General features: G+C 61.3%; 18 protein-coding genes and 4 pseudogenes. 12 read left to right on the top strand and 10 right to left on the bottom strand.

All coding sequences use genetic code 11. From position 1 onward, the window contains the following. Positions 1 to 100 precede the first annotated feature (100 nt). Both BLS91_RS17750 and BLS91_RS17745 read right to left on the bottom strand, forming a co-directional pair. Positions 101 to 1468: an NAD-dependent succinate-semialdehyde dehydrogenase gene (locus BLS91_RS17750; protein ID WP_092342149.1), complete on the bottom strand. Its 1368-nt coding sequence runs from the start codon at positions 1466 to 1468 to the stop codon at positions 101 to 103. 13 nt (positions 1469 to 1481) lie between these two features. Next, a complete protein-coding gene (locus tag BLS91_RS17745) occupies positions 1482 to 1727 on the bottom strand; it encodes a transposase (RefSeq protein WP_092342147.1) in 246 nt (81 codons plus the stop codon). Between the two features lie 16 nt (positions 1728 to 1743). Between BLS91_RS17745 and BLS91_RS17740 the strand changes: the two genes are divergently transcribed. Both BLS91_RS17740 and BLS91_RS20255 read left to right on the top strand, forming a co-directional pair. Then, a complete protein-coding gene (locus BLS91_RS17740) occupies positions 1744 to 2403 on the top strand; it encodes a recombinase family protein (protein WP_092342145.1) in 660 nt (219 codons plus the stop codon). 238 nt (positions 2404 to 2641) lie between these two features. Next, a complete protein-coding gene (locus tag BLS91_RS20255; protein WP_166789862.1) occupies positions 2642 to 2785 on the top strand; it encodes a GPGG-motif small membrane protein in 144 nt (47 codons plus the stop codon). 533 nt (positions 2786 to 3318) lie between these two features. Here BLS91_RS20255 and BLS91_RS20080 read toward each other — a convergent pair. Further along, positions 3319 to 3642, bottom strand: a complete 324-nt coding sequence (locus BLS91_RS20080; RefSeq protein ID WP_092342141.1) for a low temperature requirement protein A — start codon at positions 3640 to 3642, stop codon at positions 3319 to 3321. A 139-nt stretch (positions 3643 to 3781) separates the two neighbouring features. After that, positions 3782 to 3967 carry a hypothetical protein gene (locus BLS91_RS17725; RefSeq protein ID WP_092342139.1) on the bottom strand — a complete coding sequence of 62 codons (186 nt, stop codon included), beginning with the start codon at positions 3965 to 3967 and terminating at the stop codon, positions 3782 to 3784. Positions 3968 to 4159: 192 nt separating this feature from the next. On the opposite strand from BLS91_RS17725, the gene BLS91_RS17720 reads away from it, so the two are divergent. Continuing rightward, on the top strand, positions 4160 to 5272 hold the full coding sequence (locus tag BLS91_RS17720; RefSeq protein WP_092342137.1) for an FUSC family protein: 1113 nt from the start codon (positions 4160 to 4162) through the stop codon (positions 5270 to 5272). Positions 5273 to 6072: 800 nt separating this feature from the next. Here the strand turns inward: BLS91_RS17720 and BLS91_RS17715 are convergent. Together BLS91_RS17715 and BLS91_RS17710 are read right to left on the bottom strand one after the other, a co-directional pair. Further along, positions 6073 to 6426, bottom strand: a pseudogene (locus BLS91_RS17715) (IS256 family transposase); the annotation flags it as partial. A 173-nt stretch (positions 6427 to 6599) separates the two neighbouring features. Continuing rightward, positions 6600 to 7097 carry a hypothetical protein gene (locus BLS91_RS17710; protein ID WP_092342135.1) on the bottom strand — a complete coding sequence of 166 codons (498 nt, stop codon included), beginning with the start codon at positions 7095 to 7097 and terminating at the stop codon, positions 6600 to 6602. A gap of 176 nt (positions 7098 to 7273) precedes the next feature. Here BLS91_RS17710 and BLS91_RS17705 point away from each other — a divergent pair, with 176 nt between their 5' ends. Both BLS91_RS17705 and BLS91_RS17700 read left to right on the top strand, forming a co-directional pair. Continuing rightward, positions 7274 to 8416 carry a glutathione-independent formaldehyde dehydrogenase gene (locus BLS91_RS17705; protein WP_092342133.1) on the top strand — a complete coding sequence of 381 codons (1143 nt, stop codon included), beginning with the start codon at positions 7274 to 7276 and terminating at the stop codon, positions 8414 to 8416. Positions 8417 to 8517: 101 nt separating this feature from the next. After that, positions 8518 to 8688, top strand: a pseudogene (locus BLS91_RS17700) (helix-turn-helix domain-containing protein); the annotation flags it as partial. Between the two features lie 341 nt (positions 8689 to 9029). Here the strand turns inward: BLS91_RS17700 and BLS91_RS20075 are convergent. Beyond that, the gene (locus BLS91_RS20075; protein WP_158252890.1) at positions 9030 to 9188 is read right to left on the bottom strand and encodes a hypothetical protein; all 159 of its coding nucleotides are present in this window, start codon (positions 9186 to 9188) and stop codon (positions 9030 to 9032) included. 207 nt (positions 9189 to 9395) lie between these two features. On the opposite strand from BLS91_RS20075, the gene BLS91_RS17695 reads away from it, so the two are divergent. Continuing rightward, on the top strand, positions 9396 to 10220 hold the full coding sequence (locus tag BLS91_RS17695; protein WP_092342130.1) for a hypothetical protein: 825 nt from the start codon (positions 9396 to 9398) through the stop codon (positions 10218 to 10220). Positions 10221 to 10375: 155 nt separating this feature from the next. Here the strand turns inward: BLS91_RS17695 and BLS91_RS17690 are convergent. Then, positions 10376 to 11231, bottom strand: a pseudogene (locus tag BLS91_RS17690) (PPK2 family polyphosphate kinase). Between the two features lie 166 nt (positions 11232 to 11397). Between BLS91_RS17690 and BLS91_RS17685 the strand changes: the two are divergent. Further along, positions 11398 to 12405 (top strand): diacylglycerol/lipid kinase family protein, encoded by a 1008-nt coding sequence (locus tag BLS91_RS17685; RefSeq protein WP_092342126.1) that lies wholly within the window; start codon positions 11398 to 11400, stop codon positions 12403 to 12405. A 29-nt stretch (positions 12406 to 12434) separates the two neighbouring features. Next, complete coding sequence (locus tag BLS91_RS17680) at positions 12435 to 13904, top strand: phosphatase PAP2 family protein (protein ID WP_092342124.1); 1470 nt, start codon at positions 12435 to 12437, stop codon at positions 13902 to 13904. Here the strand turns inward: BLS91_RS17680 and BLS91_RS17675 are convergent. After that, positions 13901 to 14707: a DUF1206 domain-containing protein gene (locus BLS91_RS17675; protein ID WP_241983180.1), complete on the bottom strand. Its 807-nt coding sequence runs from the start codon at positions 14705 to 14707 to the stop codon at positions 13901 to 13903. The two genes, BLS91_RS17680 and BLS91_RS17675, sit on opposite strands and share 4 nt — an antisense overlap. 186 nt (positions 14708 to 14893) lie before the next feature. Between BLS91_RS17675 and BLS91_RS17670 the strand changes: the two genes are divergently transcribed. After that, positions 14894 to 15955, top strand: a complete 1062-nt coding sequence (locus tag BLS91_RS17670; RefSeq protein ID WP_241983179.1) for a sodium:calcium antiporter — start codon at positions 14894 to 14896, stop codon at positions 15953 to 15955. A 59-nt stretch (positions 15956 to 16014) separates the two neighbouring features. Here the strand turns inward: BLS91_RS17670 and BLS91_RS17665 are convergent, their stop codons facing one another. After that, positions 16015 to 16842 (bottom strand): SDR family NAD(P)-dependent oxidoreductase, encoded by an 828-nt coding sequence (locus BLS91_RS17665; protein ID WP_092342121.1) that lies wholly within the window; start codon positions 16840 to 16842, stop codon positions 16015 to 16017. 340 nt (positions 16843 to 17182) lie between these two features. On the opposite strand from BLS91_RS17665, the gene BLS91_RS17660 reads away from it, so the two are divergent. The 3 genes and pseudogenes from BLS91_RS17660 to BLS91_RS21225 all read left to right on the top strand — a co-directional run. Beyond that, positions 17183 to 17857: a haloacid dehalogenase type II gene (locus BLS91_RS17660; protein ID WP_092342119.1), complete on the top strand. Its 675-nt coding sequence runs from the start codon at positions 17183 to 17185 to the stop codon at positions 17855 to 17857. Between the two features lie 204 nt (positions 17858 to 18061). After that, positions 18062 to 18283 carry a hypothetical protein gene (locus BLS91_RS17655; protein ID WP_092342117.1) on the top strand — a complete coding sequence of 74 codons (222 nt, stop codon included), beginning with the start codon at positions 18062 to 18064 and terminating at the stop codon, positions 18281 to 18283. 311 nt (positions 18284 to 18594) lie between these two features. Further along, a pseudogene (locus BLS91_RS21225) lies at positions 18595 to 18885 on the top strand (YkvA family protein); the annotation flags it as partial. Positions 18886 to 19092 lie beyond the last annotated feature (207 nt).

Genomic DNA, 19092 nt, shown 5'->3' with positions numbered 1-19092 from the left:
GTACGGACTCACTAGCTGAAGGGTCGCGTTTGGGTCGGCACACGGCACTATCGGCAGCTGAACGGTCTTTACCGCGTCGGCTGAGGATTTCGTCTATGTGTCAGCCGATGCGAATGAGTTTCTTGTTCACGAACTCGCTGGCACCGAAGCGTCCGAGTTCGCGCCCGAAGCCGCTTCTTTTCACTCCGCCGAACGGTAGCTCTGCGCTGCCGGCATCGACGAGGTTGACGAAGACCATGCCAGCTTCGATGCGGTCGGCGACCCGAAGGGCCTGCTCGGGATCGGTCGTGAACAGATAGGAGCCCAGCCCAAAGGGAGTGTCGTTTGCGAGGGCGACAGCTTCATTTTCTGAGGCTGCCCGGTAGACGAACGCTACGGGGCCGAAGAACTCCTCGTGGTAGGTGTCGTTGTCTCGCGTGACGTCGGTGAGCACAGCCGATGGGTAGAAGGTGCCAGACCGTTTGCCCGTGGTCGCCAGGGTCGCTCCCTGCGCGACTGCGCGCTCGACCTGCTCCTCGAGATGCTCCGCCGCGGCGAGGGACGAAATGGGTCCGTAGTCTGCCCCGGGGACGGTCGGATCGCTGGGAGAGCACGCCAGGATAGCGGCGGTGAACTTCTCCGTGAACTCATCGTAAAGTCCATCGATCACGATGAATCGTTTGGCGGCGTCGCAGGCCTGTCCGCCATTGCGGAGGCGACCGGCGACGGCGGCATCCACTGCGGCGGCCATGTCGTCGGTGCTCAGCAAAATGAACGGGTCTGACCCGCCCAGCTCCAGCACGACCTTCTTGAGGTGGCGACCGGCGACCTCGGCAACGGCCGCGCCGGCGCCCTCCGAACCGGTGAGGGAGACGCCCTGTACCCGCGGGTCGGCGATGATCGTGGCGACCTGCTCGCTGTCCGCGTACACATTGGTATAGGCGCCGACCGGGAAGCCTGCGTCGTGAAAGATTTGCTCAATCGCCGCGGCCGACTCCGGGCACTGCGACGCATGCTTGAGGATGATCGTGTTGCCCGTCATGAGGTTCGGTGCAGCGAAGCGCGCAACCTGGTAATACGGGAAATTCCACGGCATGACGCCAATGAGCACACCCACAGAACTGGAGCGCATGAACGCGGAACCCTCTCCGCCGAGCAGGGTGATTGGTTCGTCCTTCAGAAATTCCTGCGCGTTGTCGGCGTAGTACCGGTAAATGTTGGCGGCATAGTCGACCTCGCCGAGCGCTTGATCGACGGGCTTGCCCATCTCGCGCACGATTACGGCCGCCAGTTGATCGCGGCGTTCCTCATGCAATTCACCGACCTTCCGCAGGAGTGCGGCTCGCTCGTCGACGGAAGAGTTCCGAGACCAGCCGTAGTGAGCCTCATCCGCCGTTGCGATGACCTGCTCGAGTTCATCACTCGAAATCTGGGGGTACGTCTTGATAGTCTCACCTGTGGCGGGGTTGATCACGGCGTGGTGGCTCACGAGCCACCTCCTTTCACGGTCGAACTCTGTGCCGGAAATTGTCACGTACTACGAGCCAATCATGTTCGCTGAATTTGTCAAGGCGAATCAAACCAGCGGTGTCGTTACGGGCCTTGAATGCGCTGACCCTTCGGCCCGGCGATGCCTCGTTGATGCCGAGTTCGCGGGCCACGGTCGCTATCGCCCTGCCGGTGTTGATCACGAGCTTTACGGCCTCGTCTTTGTACCCAGGAGCGAACTCCCTGCGTGTCTTTCCCATGTGAACATTCTCTCTTGTGAGGTGTCCACTCAATGGGGGGCAGGGCCAACTGATCGGCTACGCGCGCGTATCGACGCGTCAGCAATCCACCGACCGACAGCAAGTCGATATCCTCGCCGCTGGCGTCCGGCGTGATGACGTCTACGTCGACCATGAGATCTCAGGAGCTCGCACATCGCGGCCCTGCTTCGATCGCGCGCTTGACGCCCTCGAGGCGGGCGACACTCTCGTCATCACGGCTCTGGACCGGCTCGGGCGATCGACGCAGAACATGCTCGCTTTCGCCGAAGAGCTCCGCGCCCGCGGTGCCGGCCTGAGGGTGCTCAACCTGGGCGGCGACGACGTCGACACCGCGACACCGATGGGGTCCATGCTGTTCACGATCATGGCGGCGCCCGGTCAAATGGATCACGAAATCAAGCGAGAGCGCGTAGTCGACTCGATCATCAAGCGCCGCGCCGCCGGAAAAAATCTGGGCGGGCGACCGAGACTCATTACCGACAGTGAAATCCGAAACGCCCACCGGCTCATAAACGGTGGAGAGACAGCGGCGCAGGTCGCGCTCGATCTTAGAATGTCCGGAGCGACCTTCTACCGCCGGGCGCGCGTCCTCGGGTTACTGCCAGATCAACCTGCTGACGAGACTCTGGGACGTGACGACGCCACCAAGCGCTAGCCGTTAGGTCACGTCCCGCACGATGTTAAGAAACTCCACCACTCAGCGGGACGTGACCGTGCCTGGGTTCTCTTGGTCGTTTCGCATGGCCGCGAACAGATGATGACAGAGTCTCACCTCCACGACATTCTGGAAAAACACAGTGGTCAGAGATCGAGCGGGGGTACGTTCGCTTTAACAGATCGAAAACCGCTGTGGGCGTACGGCCCGTCGGCGCTGAATGAAATGGAGCAGCACCATGGCAACAATTCTCTGGATCATTGCGGTAGTCCTCGTTATTGCAGGCATTGTCGCGCTATTTCGACGCCAGATTCTCTGGGGTATTGTGCTCATCGTCGTGGGACTGTTGGTTGGTCCAGGTGGCGTGAGTGTCTTCACTTGAGACTGCGGATCGAGTAGCCGTTTCGGGGCGTGGCGGAGCTCCGGAACGGTTTCGGCGTGAATGATCCACTGACGCTCTTCGTTGTCTGAGGGCTGCATGACGTCGAGGAGGTCGTAGCTTTTCCTGATACTTGCGATCGTCTCGCGGATTGGACCGGCATGGACGGGTCTAACCGAGCCTTCACCAAACCCGGGGCTCGACAAAGCCAGATGGACGCGCGGGTGGGCTGGACTGCTCTCGCGAGTGCGGTTCCTATGCTTCACCCTTTTCTTGTCGGCTGCGGAGCTCAGCACAATCCCCGCGATGATGATCGCGTACACATACGTATAGGCGAGTCGGGCGAGTCAGCCGGGCTTCGATACCGACGCGATGGCCCTGCTCCCGACGCGCTCGCCGTGATCCAAGTACAGCCACCTCATGGTGACGGCGGTGACGAAGGCGACGAGCAGGCCGAGGACGCCGTCACGTCATATGTCCTGGTCGATGAATGCGAAACCGGTGAAGAGGAAGGACTCCCCGAGGGCGAGGATTACTCATAGGACGCTCCGCTCGGCGATGTGGGCGCCGGAGATGTCCCAGTCGTCTGCGGTGGATTTTCCCAGACCGGGCGCGCGGACACTTAGGCTGGCGGAGAGGTATTCGGTGGCCAGGGCGATGCCCCAGAGCGGTAGTCGCCATTCGAGCGAACGAAGGGCGCCGATACTCCATAAGTTCCCGGCGACCGGGATCCAGACGAATATCCGCAGGTCGGTGTGATGCAGCGCCCTGTCGTGCCGGGCGACCGCCAGCAACACGAACCCGGTGCGTTCGAGCTGCAAGGTGACATAGGAGACGGTTAAGACCAGCGCCCCGGTCACCGAACGACTCGTAGATGGACGGACTCATCACGAGGCCGATGATCGCGCCGCGTACGGGCAATCGCACCGGGTCGAGCCAGTTGGTCGCCCAGGTCGTGTAGATCCAAATCCACCAGAAGCGAGCTCGAGCACGGCGGATTCAAGGGCAACCGATCAACGACTGGTTGTCAAAGAGATGCCGGGAGAGCTGGGTCAGCGCGAGGATGGAGATGAGGTCGAAGAAAATCTCGATGTAGGCGACAGAGTGCGCACTCTGAATCGTCGGGCCGTAGGAGGTTCCGACGGATGCCGAAAGCTGCGGGGCCGTTTCTTTCGGTGCGGTCACGGGCTCATTCTCCCGTGCTGGGGGCGAGCTGAGCGGTGCGGTTCGAGAATTCGCAGATATTTGTTGTCAACCGACCTACAACGATGACCGGGCAACTCGAACGGAGTGCATTGCCGGGAAATTCTCCGGTTCGGTCAGTACCGTAACGAAGCAACATACGCCCGGTGGGCACCGTGATTGAATGGAACTATAATGACAGGCACCACGCTGGCATCAGTTACACACACGGCGTGGCAGCTGAAATCGCAGATAACCAGGTCGCGCATGTTGCAGGCCGGCAAAGCCGCAGTAGCCGTCGGCATTTCATGGTCAATCGCTCCGCACTTGCCCGGGGTCGCCGACAATTACCCCTACTACGCACCGCTCGGCGCCCTTGTGAGCATGTATCCCACGCTCATGGGTTCGGTTCGGAATGCTCTGCAGACCCTCGGCAGTCTCGCAGTCGGAATCGTGCTCGCCGCGGCTGTGCTCGTTCTCAGCCAGCCGAACGTGGTGACGATTTCGGTCGCCGTCGGCATTGGCGCGCTGATCGCCGCGACAGGGTGGTTCGGCAACAACCGCGAATACATACCGGTGACGGTTTTATTCGTGCTGATAGTGGGCGGCCCCGACGCGGACTCCTACTCCATTGGCTACATCGTGCAAATCAGCCTCGGCATCGTCATCGGGCTCCTGGTCAACATGTTGGTCTTTCCCGCGCTAAACCTCAATGGCGTGGGCCAGAAGCTCTCGAACTATCGCTCAGCGCTGGCCGATCACCTATCCGAGGTCGCCGAAGCCCTCGCCGAGCACTGGCCACCGGAGCGGGACGGCTGGGCGTCGCGCAAAGACTCGCTCATCAACCTTTCCAGCGGGCTGCGAACTGCGCTGCAGCAGGCCGACGAAAGCCGCAAAGTCAATCCGCGGGCTCGAATCCACCGCCACCGAGACCTGAGCGCCGACTACGAGGACCTGGCCGCGCTCGAAACCATCGCCTTTCACGTGAGGGATCTCACGGAGGTATTGGCCGGGGCAGTGTGGGGCACCCCGATCAAGGTGGAACTGAGAGAGGACTTGCGCCCGTCGGTGAGCCTGGCCCTTGACGCGATGGCTGCGGCGCTGCGTGATTGGGATTCGGGAAATACGGATCTGACGGCGCACTCCGCCGCCGCGGATGCGCTTGCGTCCCTCATGGCCGAGCTTGACGACAGAAAGGACTCCACTCCGGCGACGTCGATGGGCGCCGCGATATCCATCGCGATGGATATCGCCCGGGCGCTCGCAGCCCTCCTCTCCCGCCTCGAAAGTCCGGCGACGGATGACTAGTTGCGATGCCCTGATGCCAGGACATTGTGACTTTCGCATCGTTGCCCCAGACCCACGTAGCGTCGCTGTTTCTCACCACGCTAAAGGAGCATTACATGAAAATTTTCGTCATCGTCGCCATTAGCTGCTGCTGGTCGTTGGTTTCATTCAGGCCTTGCAATTCCTGCTCTGGGTAGGCGCCGTCCTCCTGGTCATCGCAGTCATCGCATGGGCTATCCGCAGCCGCTGACGCGTGCGACCGACATGGACGAGTGGGAGGACGAGGTGGCCGAAACCCCACGCGAAGAATTGCGGCGGACAAGACCCAGCTAAGGCCATCCGGAATAGCCCCGCGTGGGTTCGCATCTCGAAAAGGTATTTGGGCCCGAAGAGGTGGCCTCGATCGTGGTCAGTGGTCTCTCCTCACGTCCCACTCCAGGTTCGACGAATTCATCCCTTCGTTAAGACGACTGCTGGAATTCGCCGAACCTTGATCAACGCAGATTGGGGAGCAGATTGAGAGTCAGGGGTAGCGCGCTCAATGTTTCATAAGGTAAGGGTGAGCGGAACAGGTTAACGTCGCATTGACGAGTCACAGGGTGGCTCGCCAGCAGCGTAGCAACGGAACAGCGAAGGACCTAAGCTGCCAGCACGACGGATACCGATGAGCAGGGTCGATCCGTACCGAAGCAACGAGGAACGGTCGGTATTGAGCGCGCTCAGCGCCTGCCGTTCGACATTTCCGGCCTGTCAGTGACTGGTCTGGTCATCATCTGCGAACTCGGTGAACCGGTTCCAGAAAACGTCAGGCCAACCATGACCATGACGCTGGCGACCATCTCTTGGCTGGCGCGCGGCACGATCGAGAGAATATTTCGCATTTGGTGCACGCGGCAGCGTTGCCAGCTGGCGCCTTGGAACACGGTGCCGATGGCCTTTTTCAATCCGGTGTGAACGTCGGAGATGACGAGTTTGACGCCGTCGAGGCCGCGGGTCTTCAACGACCGGAGGAAGCTGGTCCAGAACGCCTCGGTCTCGCTATCACCGACGTCGAAGCCGAGAACCTCGCGGCGCCCGTCGGCGGCCACGCCGATGGCGACGACCATAGCCTGGGAGATGACGCGGTGGTTGACGCGGGCCTTGCAATACGTGGCGTCGAGGAGCACGCAGGGGTATCCGGTCAGGTACTCAGGGCCTTCACAAGTCCCGGTCAGGGGTCGTGTTCCGGAACAGGAATGAGGGTCGTCAATCGGTAGGAAAGTGAACCTGCCCCCAATTTCCGCTGCGTTGTTCGGATCTAGCGGGCCACTGTCATCCGTTGAATTCAGCCACTGGATAGAACTTCGCCTCATCGGTCAGCGACAAGATCCGATGCGCAATCAGCGTTCACGTAGGTCCACTCGGTGATCGCTTCAGAGGCAGATTTGATGACCACACTGAAACACGTGTAGATCGAAGATGGCGCAAAATAATTCTCTGAGTCGGCGAATCTGTCGCCGCCGGGGTTGCGTGTGCCAGAACTGATGAGGGCGTCGAAGATTACGCTGTTTGCGTTCTCTCGAACGTTTGAAAAGGCAAGGCCGCCAGTGGCGAGGCCGAGTGGGGCCGGATCAGCAGCACCATCCCAATAGGTGCCGGGGAGCGCGTCTGCGTCGCTCCTGAGGGCGTCCGCGAACGCACTGCTCTGCGTGCCTACGGCGCTGGCGAGGCCGTCACCGAGTGGATCTTTGAAGGGACGGGTATCGGCCCTCGCGACAAGCGACAGCTCGATATTCCGTGACGCTGTCTGCTTTCTCCTGATGCGCGCCTTTGGCCGAGTCGGGTTCTCTTGATCCGGCCAACGCACTGCCGGCCACCCCGTACGAACGCACAGTGGCGGGTCAAGCGCGATCGTGATAGACCAAAGCCATGCAGACTTTCCGCGCGGTCTAAGACTGTCCGGACAATCATCGATTGAACACCTCCGAAAGTGAAGACGGACCGTCCGTGTTCACGGTCATGAAATTCAGGGAGTGAAGAGAAATGAAGGCAGTCGTTTACAAGGGGCCCAACTCGGTCAAGGTTGAAGATGTTCCGGATGCCAAGATCGAACGTCCCACTGACGTTCTGGTACGCATTACGGCGACAAATATTTGCGGTTCAGATTTGCACATGTACGAGGGACGTACCGATTTCGAGGTGGGACGCACGTTTGGTCACGAGAACATGGGCGAGGTCATCGAGATCGGTAACGGCGTCGACGCCGTCAAGATCGGCGATCGGGTCGTGCTGCCGTTCAATATTTCCTGCGGGTTTTGCAAGAATTGCGAACGCGGTTTCACCAACTATTGCATGACCACTCAACCGGACCCGGTCGGCGCGGGCGCCGCTTACGGCTTCGCGGGAATGGGTCCGTATCCCGGCGGGCAGGCCCAAATGCTGCGTGTGCCCTACGGCGACAATAACTGCCTGCGCCTGGGTGAAGACGCCATAGAAAAGCAAAACGATTATGTGATGCTGTCGGACATCTTCCCTACCGGCTACCACGCTACCGAAATGGCCGGCGTTATCCCCGGTGACACAGTGGTGATTTACGGTGCGGGTCCGGTCGGGCTCATGGCCGCCCTATCTGCCACGATCAAGGGTGCGAGTAAAGTCTGGGTTGTGGACCGACGCCCGGACCGGCTGGCCCTCGCCGAGCAGATCGGTGCAATCGCCGTTGATGACTCAAAAACGGACCCGGTTCAGTTCGTACTGGACCAGACCAAGGGTATCGGCGCGGACCGTGGTTGTGAATGCGTGGGCTATCAGGCCCACGATCCACAGGGCACCGAAGATCCCGCTATGACTCTGAATCGGCTGATTCAGTCCGTGCGCATCACCGGGGGCATTGGCGTTGTCGGCGTCTTTCTGCCGGCAGATCCCGGCGGCTTCGACGAGAACGCTAAGCAGGGCAAGCTGGCCATTGACTATGGCCTGCAGTGGCTCAAGGGGCAAAGCATGGGCAGCGGCCAATGCCCGGTGAAGAAATACAACCGGCAATTGCGTGACCTGATTGCCGTGGGCAAGGCCAAGCCATCGTGGATCGTTTCCCACGAGATCCCCCTCAGCAAAGCCGTGGACGCCTACAAGAACTTCGGCGACCGCACGAAGGGTTGGACGAAGGTCATCCTCAAGCCCGAGTAGGCCACTGCTGAACGAACTCGCCGCGGCGCGGTCACCGCCCGACTCGACCATTGAGGCGGTGAATTCGACGTCTTCCAGTGTAGCTTTCGGAAGTATATGAGGGGTTATATCGACGAACTGGACGGCGTTGGCGTCAAGCAACGGGCGGGCGGATCCCTCTTCCTGTGGCAGAGGTATCTGGGCGGTACTTGTCCCTGGAGGAGCGACTGCGGATCGCGGACTTGCATTTGGGTGGCACCGGCGTGCGTGCGATCGCTGCTCTGGTGGGCCGTTTTGGACTGCTGCCCTGACCGAACCGCGGTACCAACAGAACATTGCCGCCGCCGCTTTGCAGGATGGCAAGCCGATCGGCATCGCAATGTCAGGACCCTCGCTCAGTGACGCCGACGAGCCGTGGCAACTGTACGATATGTACTTCTATGCCGCCTTCCGGCTATCTCCCTGTGGGTTGCTGACCCGAATCCCCCGCGCAAGCCCTTTATCAAAAGCACGGAATTGTCGCGGACGGTACCCTGAGCTTCGAATGGTTCGGGTCCTTGATACCGTTGAGGCCCGATGGTGGCGCCAGAGATTTACTTCGCGACGCCCTCGCTGACGCCGAGTGCTGTGATTCTCAGTTGACGGCGTTGGGCTGGCTGCCGGCGATCTGAGCGAGGGCGGCCAGGTGGCCCTCGAGCGTTTTTCGCCCATCGACCGTGGGCAATACCCAGGTGAGCCGCCGTGAATCCTTTCGTTCGGGTGAACTCTCCTTCCACCGCGACGATGCCCGCATCGGTAAGCACCTTGAGGTTCTTGGACAGGTTTGCGTCGTAGTTCCCGGGTGTCCCGGATGACCGCGAATTTCCAGTTCCGATGTGAAATGTGACGATCGCAGGCCCAATCTTTAGTGGACGACTGCGCGATGGTCTGCCGCGAGTTTAGGGGACTTACTCAGGACGCCCACGCACACTGGAATTTCGATCCAAAACGAAGGACCTTTGTGAGCAATCTCCAGCGCATTTTAAACATGGCATCGAAGGCCCTCGACAAGAAAGGACAGGCCGTTTCGAATGGTGGCGGCAAGGCGGATTGGCGGGAAATGGTGCGGACCGCCGCCGATAAGGTAACCGGCGATAGCCGGACCCCGGCGAACGTTGCGCCGCAGGCATCGGTCAACGCTCCGCGCGTGTCTAGATCCGAGCGGGCGGTGAGTGCTGAAGACCGTGCGGTGATCGGCCGCTATGAATACTTGCTGAATACCGCGCAGCCACAGCAGCTCGAACAGGTTCATCGGGAGGCGTTCGCGCGGCTCACGCCGGCGCAACGCGACGAAGTAAGTACGCAACTGCGCGCCGAACTGCCGGCTGGCGAATACCCGACGTCGAGTAGCCCGGATGATCTGGCCCGGTCGGCCACGCGCGGTGAAGCAAAGAACCCCGGTTTTCTCCGCAAGTTGTTTGCCAAGTCGGGTCGCCGTGGCGGCATGGCTGGTGTGGGCATGGGTGCTGTCGCCGGTGCCGGGCTTGGTGCAGCAGGCGGGTTGCTCGCAGCTGTTGCCGGCGGGGCCGTGCTCAGCAGTCTTGCCGCCCCTCTGCTGGAACAAGCCGCCGGGTTGGGCGTTGATTTTGAGTCCCTCGCGGGGAGATTCGAGGGTGGCCTGACTGATCTCACCGGAGGGCTTGATGGAGTCTCGGGTGGACTCGAAGGAGTCGCCAGCGGAGCTGGCGAGTACACATCGGGGCTCGGCGATCAGCTGTCCGAACTGGGATCAAATTTTGAGATACCGGGACTCTCCGGTCTCGGCAACTTCTTCGGGCGCGAGTAGAAGCGCCACCGGACGCGGCGATTCGGAAGGCTCGTCAAGACGATGTAACGACAATCTAAAAATTCACAGTCGTACTTGGTGGCTGAGACAGGGCCCAGGCGTGACACTTTCGGTCCCTGCGGACTCGATGTGACCCCAACACCGGCACCACTGGGTCAGGTGGTGGAGAGGCGCACCTTCTCGGCTTCCACGTCGAAGTCGGCCGTCGGCCAGGTGAGAACCATGCTCTTCAGCGCTTCGGTGAGCAGGTGTTGCACGACGAGGCGGGCGTACCATTTGCGGTCGGCTGGCACGACATACCAAGGTGCCGCCGCCGTTGACGTGCGCTCCAAGGCAATCTGGAAAGCCTCCTGATACGCCGACCAGTGCATCCGCTCGTCGACGTCGACCGTGTGGTAATTCCAGTATTTGTCTGGTCGGTCGAGGCGCTCGCCGAGGCGTGACTTTTGCTCGGTGGAGCTGATCTGCAGCATGACCTTGATCACGGTGGTGTCGTCGTCAACGAGTTCCTGCTCGAACGCGTTGATCTGGTTGTAGCGTTTTTTGATCTCGACCGGAGGCGCGAGCTCGTGAACCCTCGCGATGAGCACGTCTTCATAGTGGGAGCGGTCGAACACGCCAATCATTCCTGCCGCTGGAACGCGCTTGCGAATACGCCACAGAAAGTCGTGCGTCAGTTCCGCTTTGGTCGGGGCCTTGAACGCATAATGGCTGACTCCCTGCGGATCGAGGTCACCGATCACGTGCCGCACGATGCCACCCTTGCCCGCCGTGTCCATGGCTTGTAGCACGAGCAGAACCTTGCGATTATCGCCGGATTTGCTGTTGGCAAAGAGTTTCTCTTGCAGTTGCGACAGGATGCCGGCGGCTTGCTTGGCCGCCCCGGCCGCGTGTTTCTTTCTTCCGTAAAACCCCGGCGTCGCCCGGGTGTCTACACCGGCCAGGGCGAACCCGGGGGGTCACCCGCAGCTGGTTGATCGAATCGTCGCTCCAATAGTTTCTGCTGGACATGGTGCACCCTTCGCTGCCGCTTATTCTGTACCGGGTCCAGCGCCGATGCTAGAGCCAGCGGGGGCGGGGCTGTGCGAGTAGACTCCCTTCATCTCGTCGATTTCCCATCCGCGGGCCTGATCCGATCGTGCCAAGGCGGCCACCCACCAAGCCAAAGGCTGTGCTCATGACGGAGCACCGAGCGACATCCGGCCCCCCTTCCCACCGGGTGGCTGCCGTCGTGTACAACCCCGTGAAGGTGGACCTGGCCGCTGTTAAGGCCGAGATTGCTTCCGCAGAGAAATCTGCCGGGTGGGCACCGACACTATGGTTCGAGACCACGAAAGACGACCCGGGCCAGGGGCCGACGGCCGAAGCGCTCGAGGCCGGCGCCATCATGGTCATCGCGGCCGGGGGAGACGGCACCGTGCGGGCCGTGGCCGAGGCCATGTATGACAGCGACGCTTCGTTGGCGTTACTGCCGTCGGGAACCGGCAACCTGCTGGCGCGAAATCTGAATCTTCCCCTGGACGACCTAGCAAGTTCGGCGCGCACGGCCTTCGCTGGTCTGGACCGCCGAATCGACCTGCCCCTGATCGATATTCGACGCGATGATCAGTCGATTTCTCGGCACGCCTACCTGGTCATGGCCGGGCTCGGCCTCGATGCCACGATGCTCGCGAACACGAACGATGCCGCCAAGGACAAGGTGGGGTGGCTGGCCTACGTCGGCGCTCTCGGCGGCGCAATGCTCGACCAGAACCAGCTGCACCTGCACTACAACGTCGATGGGACGGGTAACCGTTCCGTTCACGCTCACACGATCATCATCGGCAATTGCGGGTCTCTCCCGGGAAATGTGCTCCTCCTTCCCGACGCAGCCATTGATGACGAGATGTTCGAGATGGTTCTCCTGCGCCCGCGGGGCCTCGTTGGCTGGGTGCAAATCACGACCAAGATCCTCTGGGAGAATGGGCTGCTGCGCCGCACCGAAGTCGGCCGCAAATTCATGGGCCTTGCCAAGGAAGTCCGGGCACTGCGCTATATCAAGGGCCGCGAAGTCGTCCTCCGGCTGGAGCGGCCGCACGAAATCGAGCTCGACGGCGATACCTTTGGCTCGGCCCTCGCGCTGAAAATCTGGATCGAACCGGGGGCGCTCACGGTGCGCGTTCCCGTTCCGGGTTCACCCTCGTAGTCTTGCTACGGACGATCTACCATTACCTCATGGACGCCCACGGGAATCCGGAAGTTGCTGCCACACCACCGGCGAAACGTGTCACCCGCCGCTGGCCGCTGATCAGCGGTGTCGTCGCCCTACTACTGTGTGTCGGCTTGGGCGCTTACATTGTGTTCCGCGACAACGGTGCGCCCTTCAGTATCGACACCGGGTGGATGAACTTCATCGATCTGCACCGAGCGCCTGCCTTCACCGTCGTCGCGCTGGCACTGAACTTCATTGGCGGCGGCTGGCCGGGCACGCTGATTATTCCGGTGTTGATCATTGTTCTGCTGGTGTTGCTGAAACGCCCGTGGGGTGCGGGATATTTTTTGGTAGCGACGGCGCTGACCGGTGGTCTGGTGCAGGTGCTCAAGCACCTGTTTGGGCGGGCTCGGCCGGGAGACATCATCGTCACCGTGGATTTTGGATCGTTCCCGTCTGGCCACGCGGCCAATGCGGCGGTCATGGCCGTGCTCTTGTCGATTCTCTTCCCGTTCTGGTGGATGCGGGTGGCTGGCACCATCTACACAATCGGAATGATGCTCAGCCGCACCTACGTCGGTGCGCACTGGCTGTCCGATACCGTCGGAGCGATGCTGCTCGGAATCGGTGTGGCGATCGTGCTCTGGGCGCCGGTTGCGGCCAAACTTGATGGCGAACGTGAACTCGCGCGCCTGCATCCGTCTGGGCGAGGGCACGCCCACCCGCCTGGTCGAGTCTCAGCGTGGCGGGTATGGTTCGAGAAATACGTGGTCGAGAGACGATATCTGGAGGCAGATTATCGCCGCCGATGCACAGCTTTGTCGCTGCTTCTGATCGGAGTGGGGACGCTGGTATTCGCCGCCCTCCTCGTGTCGGTGATCCAACGAAACGGACTGACTTCGCTGGATGCGCCGGTGCAGGATTGGTTGGCATCGTTGCGCTCGCCGGGACTCACCGCGGTGATGATCGTTCTGGCCGTTCTGTTTGGGCCCATCGCGCTCCCGATTATTCTGCTGGTCGTGACCGTGACCTGGGGTTTCGTGACACGGCATGCCTGGCGGCCGCTGGTGCTGGCCGGCGCGATGCTCATCGGCGTCGTTCTGGCGCAGATCATCGGACATCTCGTCGATCGCAGCCGACCGCCGACCGATCTCATGCTGTTCGGAGCGGACCCATCGTTTTCGTTTCCGTCCGGCCACGTATTGGGCGCCTCGGATTTCGTGCTGCTCACCGCCTACCTGGTGTTTTCACGTCGGAAGGGCAGTCTCGGTACAGCCCTGGTTGGTGCCTTCGCCGTGCTCTGCATCGTTGCTGCAGCGGTCAGCCGGGTCTATCTGGGCTACCACTGGGCTAGCGATGTTCTGGCCTCGGTGTCGCTCTCGCTGATCATTGTCGGCTGCGTGATCGCCTTCGACAGCCGGCACACCGTTCCGGTGCCGCACACAGGGGGCGTTCCGACGCGAACATCGACCCCGACCCTGGACAACGGTTAAAGTCGGGCGCGCCACGCCCTGGCGAAACAGTAGACGCCATAGGCAATCAGGCCGATGCCGATGGCCACCAAAATGATGCTCCCAAACGGCAAGCCGGCCAGCGTTTTCAACGACCCGTCGAGGCCGCTGGATTTGCTCGGGTCCAGGGTGAGGGCCGCGACCAGGATGAGAACGGCGACGACGCCCAGCACAATTCCCTTGGCGATGTAACCAACGACTCCGAGGGTGATCACGGCCTGTCCGGCCGGGCCGCTCGGCATGGCAAGGTCCGCTGTGAATTTCTTGGCGGCACCCTTGTAGACGAAGTAGCCGCCGATGGCGAGCACGAGCAGCCCGGCGACGAACAAAATGAACACGCCACCTGGAGAGGAGAGCAGTTTCGCGCTGGCATCACTGGTGCTGCTGGCCGAACTGGTAGCGCCACCTTGAGCAAAGGTGACGGAGGTGGCGGCGAGAAAGAAGTACGCGGCAGCTTTGCCGATATTCGCGGCGCGCTGGCCCCACTTGTGTTTCGGGTCGCCGTGCACCAGAAAGGCCGAGATCAGCAGCCACAGGCCGAGGGCGAACAGGCCCACCACGACCGTCCACAGCAGGAATGCTCCACCCGGAGTGGCGGCCAGCTGTGCCAGAGCGCCGGATTGGTCGGCCGAACCGCCGGCGGCCCCGAACACCACGCTGATGGCCAGAAAGCCGATCAGAATGTGCAGCAGGCCGTTGACCGCGAATCCCAATCGAGCCAACATGCGCAGGGGCGCGCTGCTTTGCGCTTTGCGGGCAACTCCGGATGGCGATGCAGCGTTCACGGGGCCATAGTATGCCCGGACGGTCAATTGCGGGTCACAAAGATGGGGTCGAAATGCATGCTGACCCAAAAGTATCGGCAAATCCGTCTCTGACCGTTGTCTCCTGCCACCAGTCGGGTGGATGCGCAGGGCTTATAAGCCCTAACGAAAACCGCGCCGCCTCGCTAGCGTGGCGAGATGGGAAGCATGCCTTTTCTCCTCCTGCTCATTATCTTTCTGGGCGCGGCGGCTGCTACCTGGATCGCGGGCGTGCAGCTGACTAAGCACACCGATGTGATCGCGGAACGCCTGCACCTTGGCGCTGCCCTCGGCGGCCTCATTCTGCTCGCCGTCGCAACGAATCTTCCTGAGCTGGCCATCACGATCAGCGCCGCCGTGTCCGGCGACCTGTCTATAGCTGTTGGAAACATTCTCGGTGGGATCGCTCTGCAGACCGTCGTTCTCGTGATTCTCGACGTGTTCGGAGTGAAGGGAAACCGTTCGCTGACGTACCGGGCCGCGTCGCTCTCGCTCGTCGTTGAGGCGACGGCCGTCATTGCCGTGCTCGGGATTGTCATTGCCGGAACCCAGATGCCGCAAGGGCTCGTCATCGCCCGGATGACTCCCGCCGTTGTGCTGATCGCTGTGGTTTGGGTAGTGAGTCTCGCTCTCGTGAACCGAGCGGGCAAGAACATGCCGTGGCACGAAAACGGCTCAGCTCCGGATGCCCAACTCGAGCCTCGCGGGCACAGCCGAACCAAGCGGGTCGCCGCCGCCACCCAGGCCGGAACGAGCACAGTGAAGTCCGCAGTCATCTTCGGTATCGCCGCCCTGGCGACCCTGATCGCGGGCGTTCTTCTGGAACAGAGTGGCAGCGCAATGGCAGATCAGATCGGGCTCTCTGGCGTGCTCTTTGGTGCCACGGTGCTCGCGCTTGCCACGTCGCTGCCCGAGATTTCCACTGGGCTTACCGCTGTTCGGCAGGGTGATTACAAGCTCGCCATCAGCGATATTTTTGGCGACAACGCATTCCTCCCCGTGCTGTTCCTCGTCGCGACCCTCATCTCCGGAAAATCCGTGCTCCCGTCCGCACAGTCCTCCGACATCTACCTCACCGCAATCGCCATCGTGCTGACGCTCATCTACCTGCTCGGCATCCTGTTCCGCCCCAAACGTAAAATCCTCGGGATGGGCGCCGACTCGGTTCTGGTGCTCATCGTATATGCCCTGAGTGTTGTCGGACTGTTTGCTATTTCGGCCGCGGACTAAACCGAGCTAAAGGTTCCCGGCGAGTGACCGCGAATCACGTGGTGGACTCGTGCGGGCCCCTAGATGCTGCGGTGGTCGCGCACCGCGAGTTCGAGGGCCTCGAGGCCGGGTGCGAGGGCGGCATCCACGGCCAAAGGATCGGTGAGGTTGAGTTCCTGCATGGCTCGGCGGTCTTGTGGCGCGGTGTTGATCTCATGCTCGCCTGCTTCCAGAGCTGCAATCAAGTCGGTGATGACGTCGGCCAGGCTGCGGCGGCCCCAGCCGAGTTCGGCGCCAGCGTTCTGCGAGGTCATCATGGCGGTATCGGTCGCCCCGGGGTAGACGGTCGCAACGTGCACGCCCGTTCCGATCAATTCTCGGCGCAAGGATTCTCCGAACTGGGCCAATCCTGATTTCGTGGCCGCGTAAATCGAGTAGAACGGCATCCCGACTAGGGCTATCCCACTGGATACGTTCAAGAGGATACTTCCGCGTTCCTTGCCGCTCTGACGAAGCGCCGGCAGCAGTGCTTTGGTGAGCAGGATCGGGGCGGTGAGGTTCAGATCGATCATTGAATGGACATCCGCATCGCCGATGATTTCTAGCCGGCCCGCGCGTACATTTCCGGCATTGTTGACGAGCAGATCAACAGTGGTCCACGGTGCGACGGTTGCGGCGATCCGTTCAACGGCGCCAGGCTGTGTCAGGTCTGTGACCAAGATCGCTGTTGTTCCGCCCGCGGCGGCGACGAGGCGGGCGGTTTCGGTGAGTGTGGCCAGTTGGCGGCCGACCAGAAGGAGGTGACCACCGCGTCGACCAAACTCGAGGGCGATGGCCCGGCCAATGCCTTGTCCCGCGCCCGTGATAATTCCGCGGCGATTGGTGAGATCCAGATTGTTGAGGTCCATGGGCGATCTTCTTTCCGTTGAGTTCAGCGTCGGTCATTCGGACGGCATTGCACCCGCCGATTCCGATGCGTCTAAAAGACAACTATGAGGCACGGGAGGAATTCCCGGCGGTGCGTCCCACGCCTCACAGGATCAGCTCTAGGGCGTGGGCGAGACTTTCGTAGACTGGATGAGGGCGGATCGGTGGATCGCATCGTGTTCGCTGCCGGAAGCGTATGGGAAAGCACGAACAACTCTTTTGTCCGATTTCAGGTTTGGGTCGATGCAAGACCGGCGTGAACCAGTCGCTATCGGTCGTTTCCCACTATCCGGCGCGTTGACCAATCTTGAGGACTCCACCATGAATGCAGCCACAGCAGTGATCGTTTTCGATGTCAATGAAACTCTCTCGGACATGTTACCGATGGAGAGTCGTTTCGTGGAGGTCGGTGCCCCGGGCTATCTGGCCCACATTTGGTTCGCAGCCTTGCTTCGGGATGGATTCGCCCTCGCCGCGTCTGGCGGCAGTGCGAAATTCTCCGTGATAGGCACCGAGATGCTCCATCATCTGTTCCGCGGCGTCGCCCTGACGTGCACTCTCGATGAGGCCGTATCCCATGTCTTGGAGGGCCTCAGCACGCTGAAACTGCACCCCGACGTCGCAGACGGGGTCAGGGCATTGAAGGACTCGGGATACCGCCTTGCGACTTTGTCCAACGGGTCGGCACGGTTGGCACAAGCCATGCTGACCGAGGCGGGGATTCGAGACAACTTTGACACCCTTCTCACTGTCGAGGACGCACCGGCGTGGAAACCCGTTGGTTCCGCCTATCACTACGCCGCGAAAGCACTCGGGGTTCAAACGGCGGAGATGCTCCTGGTCGCCGTGCACCCCTGGGACACCCACGGGGCAGCCCAGGCGGGACTCCGCACCGCTTGGATCAACCGAGGCGATGCCCCTTATCCGAGCTACTTCGCGCAACCGGACTACACCGTTCCCACCCTCCACGAGTTGGCTGCACGCCTGAACGCTTAGGCAGCTGTGCGCCAGCGGCGAAAGCAAGCAGGCGAACGTCGAGAACGATGTCGCGCGGCTTCGATAAGCAGGACGACATTCGCCTTTGCGAACAACTCGTCGCGGCTCTGCCCGTAGTCTCCGACGGCGGACCTCGCAAATTCAGCGAATCTGAATTGGGAGCGGACTAAGAAACGTGATGAATGAGCGCAGTAGGCTTCGAGCATGACACGTCTTGACCGCGCTGAGTCCGAAGCAGAGTCGAAGGGCACCAGCACCGCCTATCTCGGCGGCGCCATCGCTATTATTAGCTTCTCGATACTCACTTTTGGGAATGCGTCGGAATGGTTCGACTACGTTTTCGGCGTTGCCCTCCTTTGCCTCGCAGGCACTCTTGCATACAAGGGAATACAGTCCATTACCAAAAGGCGCCGCTCTGCTGATTAGCAGTCATACCAGTAGCTTCCCGGCGCAAGTGGCTGGCTCAATTCGCCAATTCAATTCCTTGCGTTACCGCACGGAACCGGCAGACGACGATACCTACTTAAAAGACTGGCCCGCGAAGCTGGGCAACCCAGTCCTGGTTACCGAAGGACGGGTGACAGTCATCGACGGTCTCCTCGCTTGCGCTGTACTTCTCGGCTTGGTGCTCAATCTGGCACTCGGATAGTGGTGGGACATCCCTCTCGCGGGTTACGTTATCGTCTATTACGCGGCTCGCGAGGCCGTCAGTATCTTTCGTTCGAACGGGGCAGCTCATGACGACCTGGTGGGCCACGGCTCTGAGCGTGCTCGGCGGATTGCTGGTGCTGTGGCTGGCCCTTGTTCTGGTTCTCTGGATCGAACAACGCCGGCATCCTGGCGGTGCGTCACTTCGTGATCTGCTGCGCCTCGCGCCCGAGGTCGCCCGGTTACTCAAACGCCTGGCCTCCGATCGAACCGTGTCGATCGAGGCTCGAATCTGGCTCGCGGTCCTTTTGCTCTACTTGCTGTCGCCGATCGACCTCATTCCGGATTTCATACCCGTTCTCGGTTACGCCGACGATGCCATCGTTGTCGCGATCGCTCTACGATTCGCGACTTGCTATCGCGGCGCGAGTGATGTTTGCCATGCCCGTCATTGTGGACGCCAACAGGCTGTTGGTCGCGCGTTGAGTCCGAATCTCAGTACTTTGGTAGGTCGCGCAGTTGCCCGGCCGCGGTCGCTGTGCGAGAGCGCAACGTGCGATCCGCCGGGCCTACGCTTTGACGGCATG

The sequence above is a fragment of the Cryobacterium flavum genome, from assembly GCF_900103805.1.
GTDB lineage: Bacteria > Actinomycetota > Actinomycetes > Actinomycetales > Microbacteriaceae > Cryobacterium > Cryobacterium flavum.
This window is presented reverse-complemented; position numbering and strand designations above follow the sequence as displayed.

Bases quoted from the DNA above. Each gene is read 5' to 3' on its own strand.
- BLS91_RS17745 (WP_092342147.1), bottom strand. From the start codon at position 1,727: ATGGGAAAGACACGCAGGGAGTTCGCTCCTGGGTACAAAGACGAGGCC.
- BLS91_RS20255 (WP_166789862.1), top strand. From the start codon at position 2,642: ATGGCAACAATTCTCTGGATCATTGCGGTAGTCCTCGTTATTGCAGGC.
- BLS91_RS17720 (WP_092342137.1), top strand. From the start codon at position 4,160: ATGACAGGCACCACGCTGGCATCAGTTACACACACGGCGTGGCAGCTG.
- BLS91_RS17705 (WP_092342133.1), top strand. From the start codon at position 7,274: ATGAAGGCAGTCGTTTACAAGGGGCCCAACTCGGTCAAGGTTGAAGAT.
- BLS91_RS20075 (WP_158252890.1), bottom strand. From the start codon at position 9,188: ATGCGGGCATCGTCGCGGTGGAAGGAGAGTTCACCCGAACGAAAGGAT.
- BLS91_RS17685 (WP_092342126.1), top strand. From the start codon at position 11,398: ATGACGGAGCACCGAGCGACATCCGGCCCCCCTTCCCACCGGGTGGCT.
- BLS91_RS17680 (WP_092342124.1), top strand. From the start codon at position 12,435: ATGGACGCCCACGGGAATCCGGAAGTTGCTGCCACACCACCGGCGAAA.
- BLS91_RS17670 (WP_241983179.1), top strand. From the start codon at position 14,894: ATGCCTTTTCTCCTCCTGCTCATTATCTTTCTGGGCGCGGCGGCTGCT.
- BLS91_RS17665 (WP_092342121.1), bottom strand. From the start codon at position 16,842: ATGGACCTCAACAATCTGGATCTCACCAATCGCCGCGGAATTATCACG.
- BLS91_RS17660 (WP_092342119.1), top strand. From the start codon at position 17,183: ATGAATGCAGCCACAGCAGTGATCGTTTTCGATGTCAATGAAACTCTC.
- BLS91_RS17655 (WP_092342117.1), top strand. From the start codon at position 18,062: ATGACACGTCTTGACCGCGCTGAGTCCGAAGCAGAGTCGAAGGGCACC.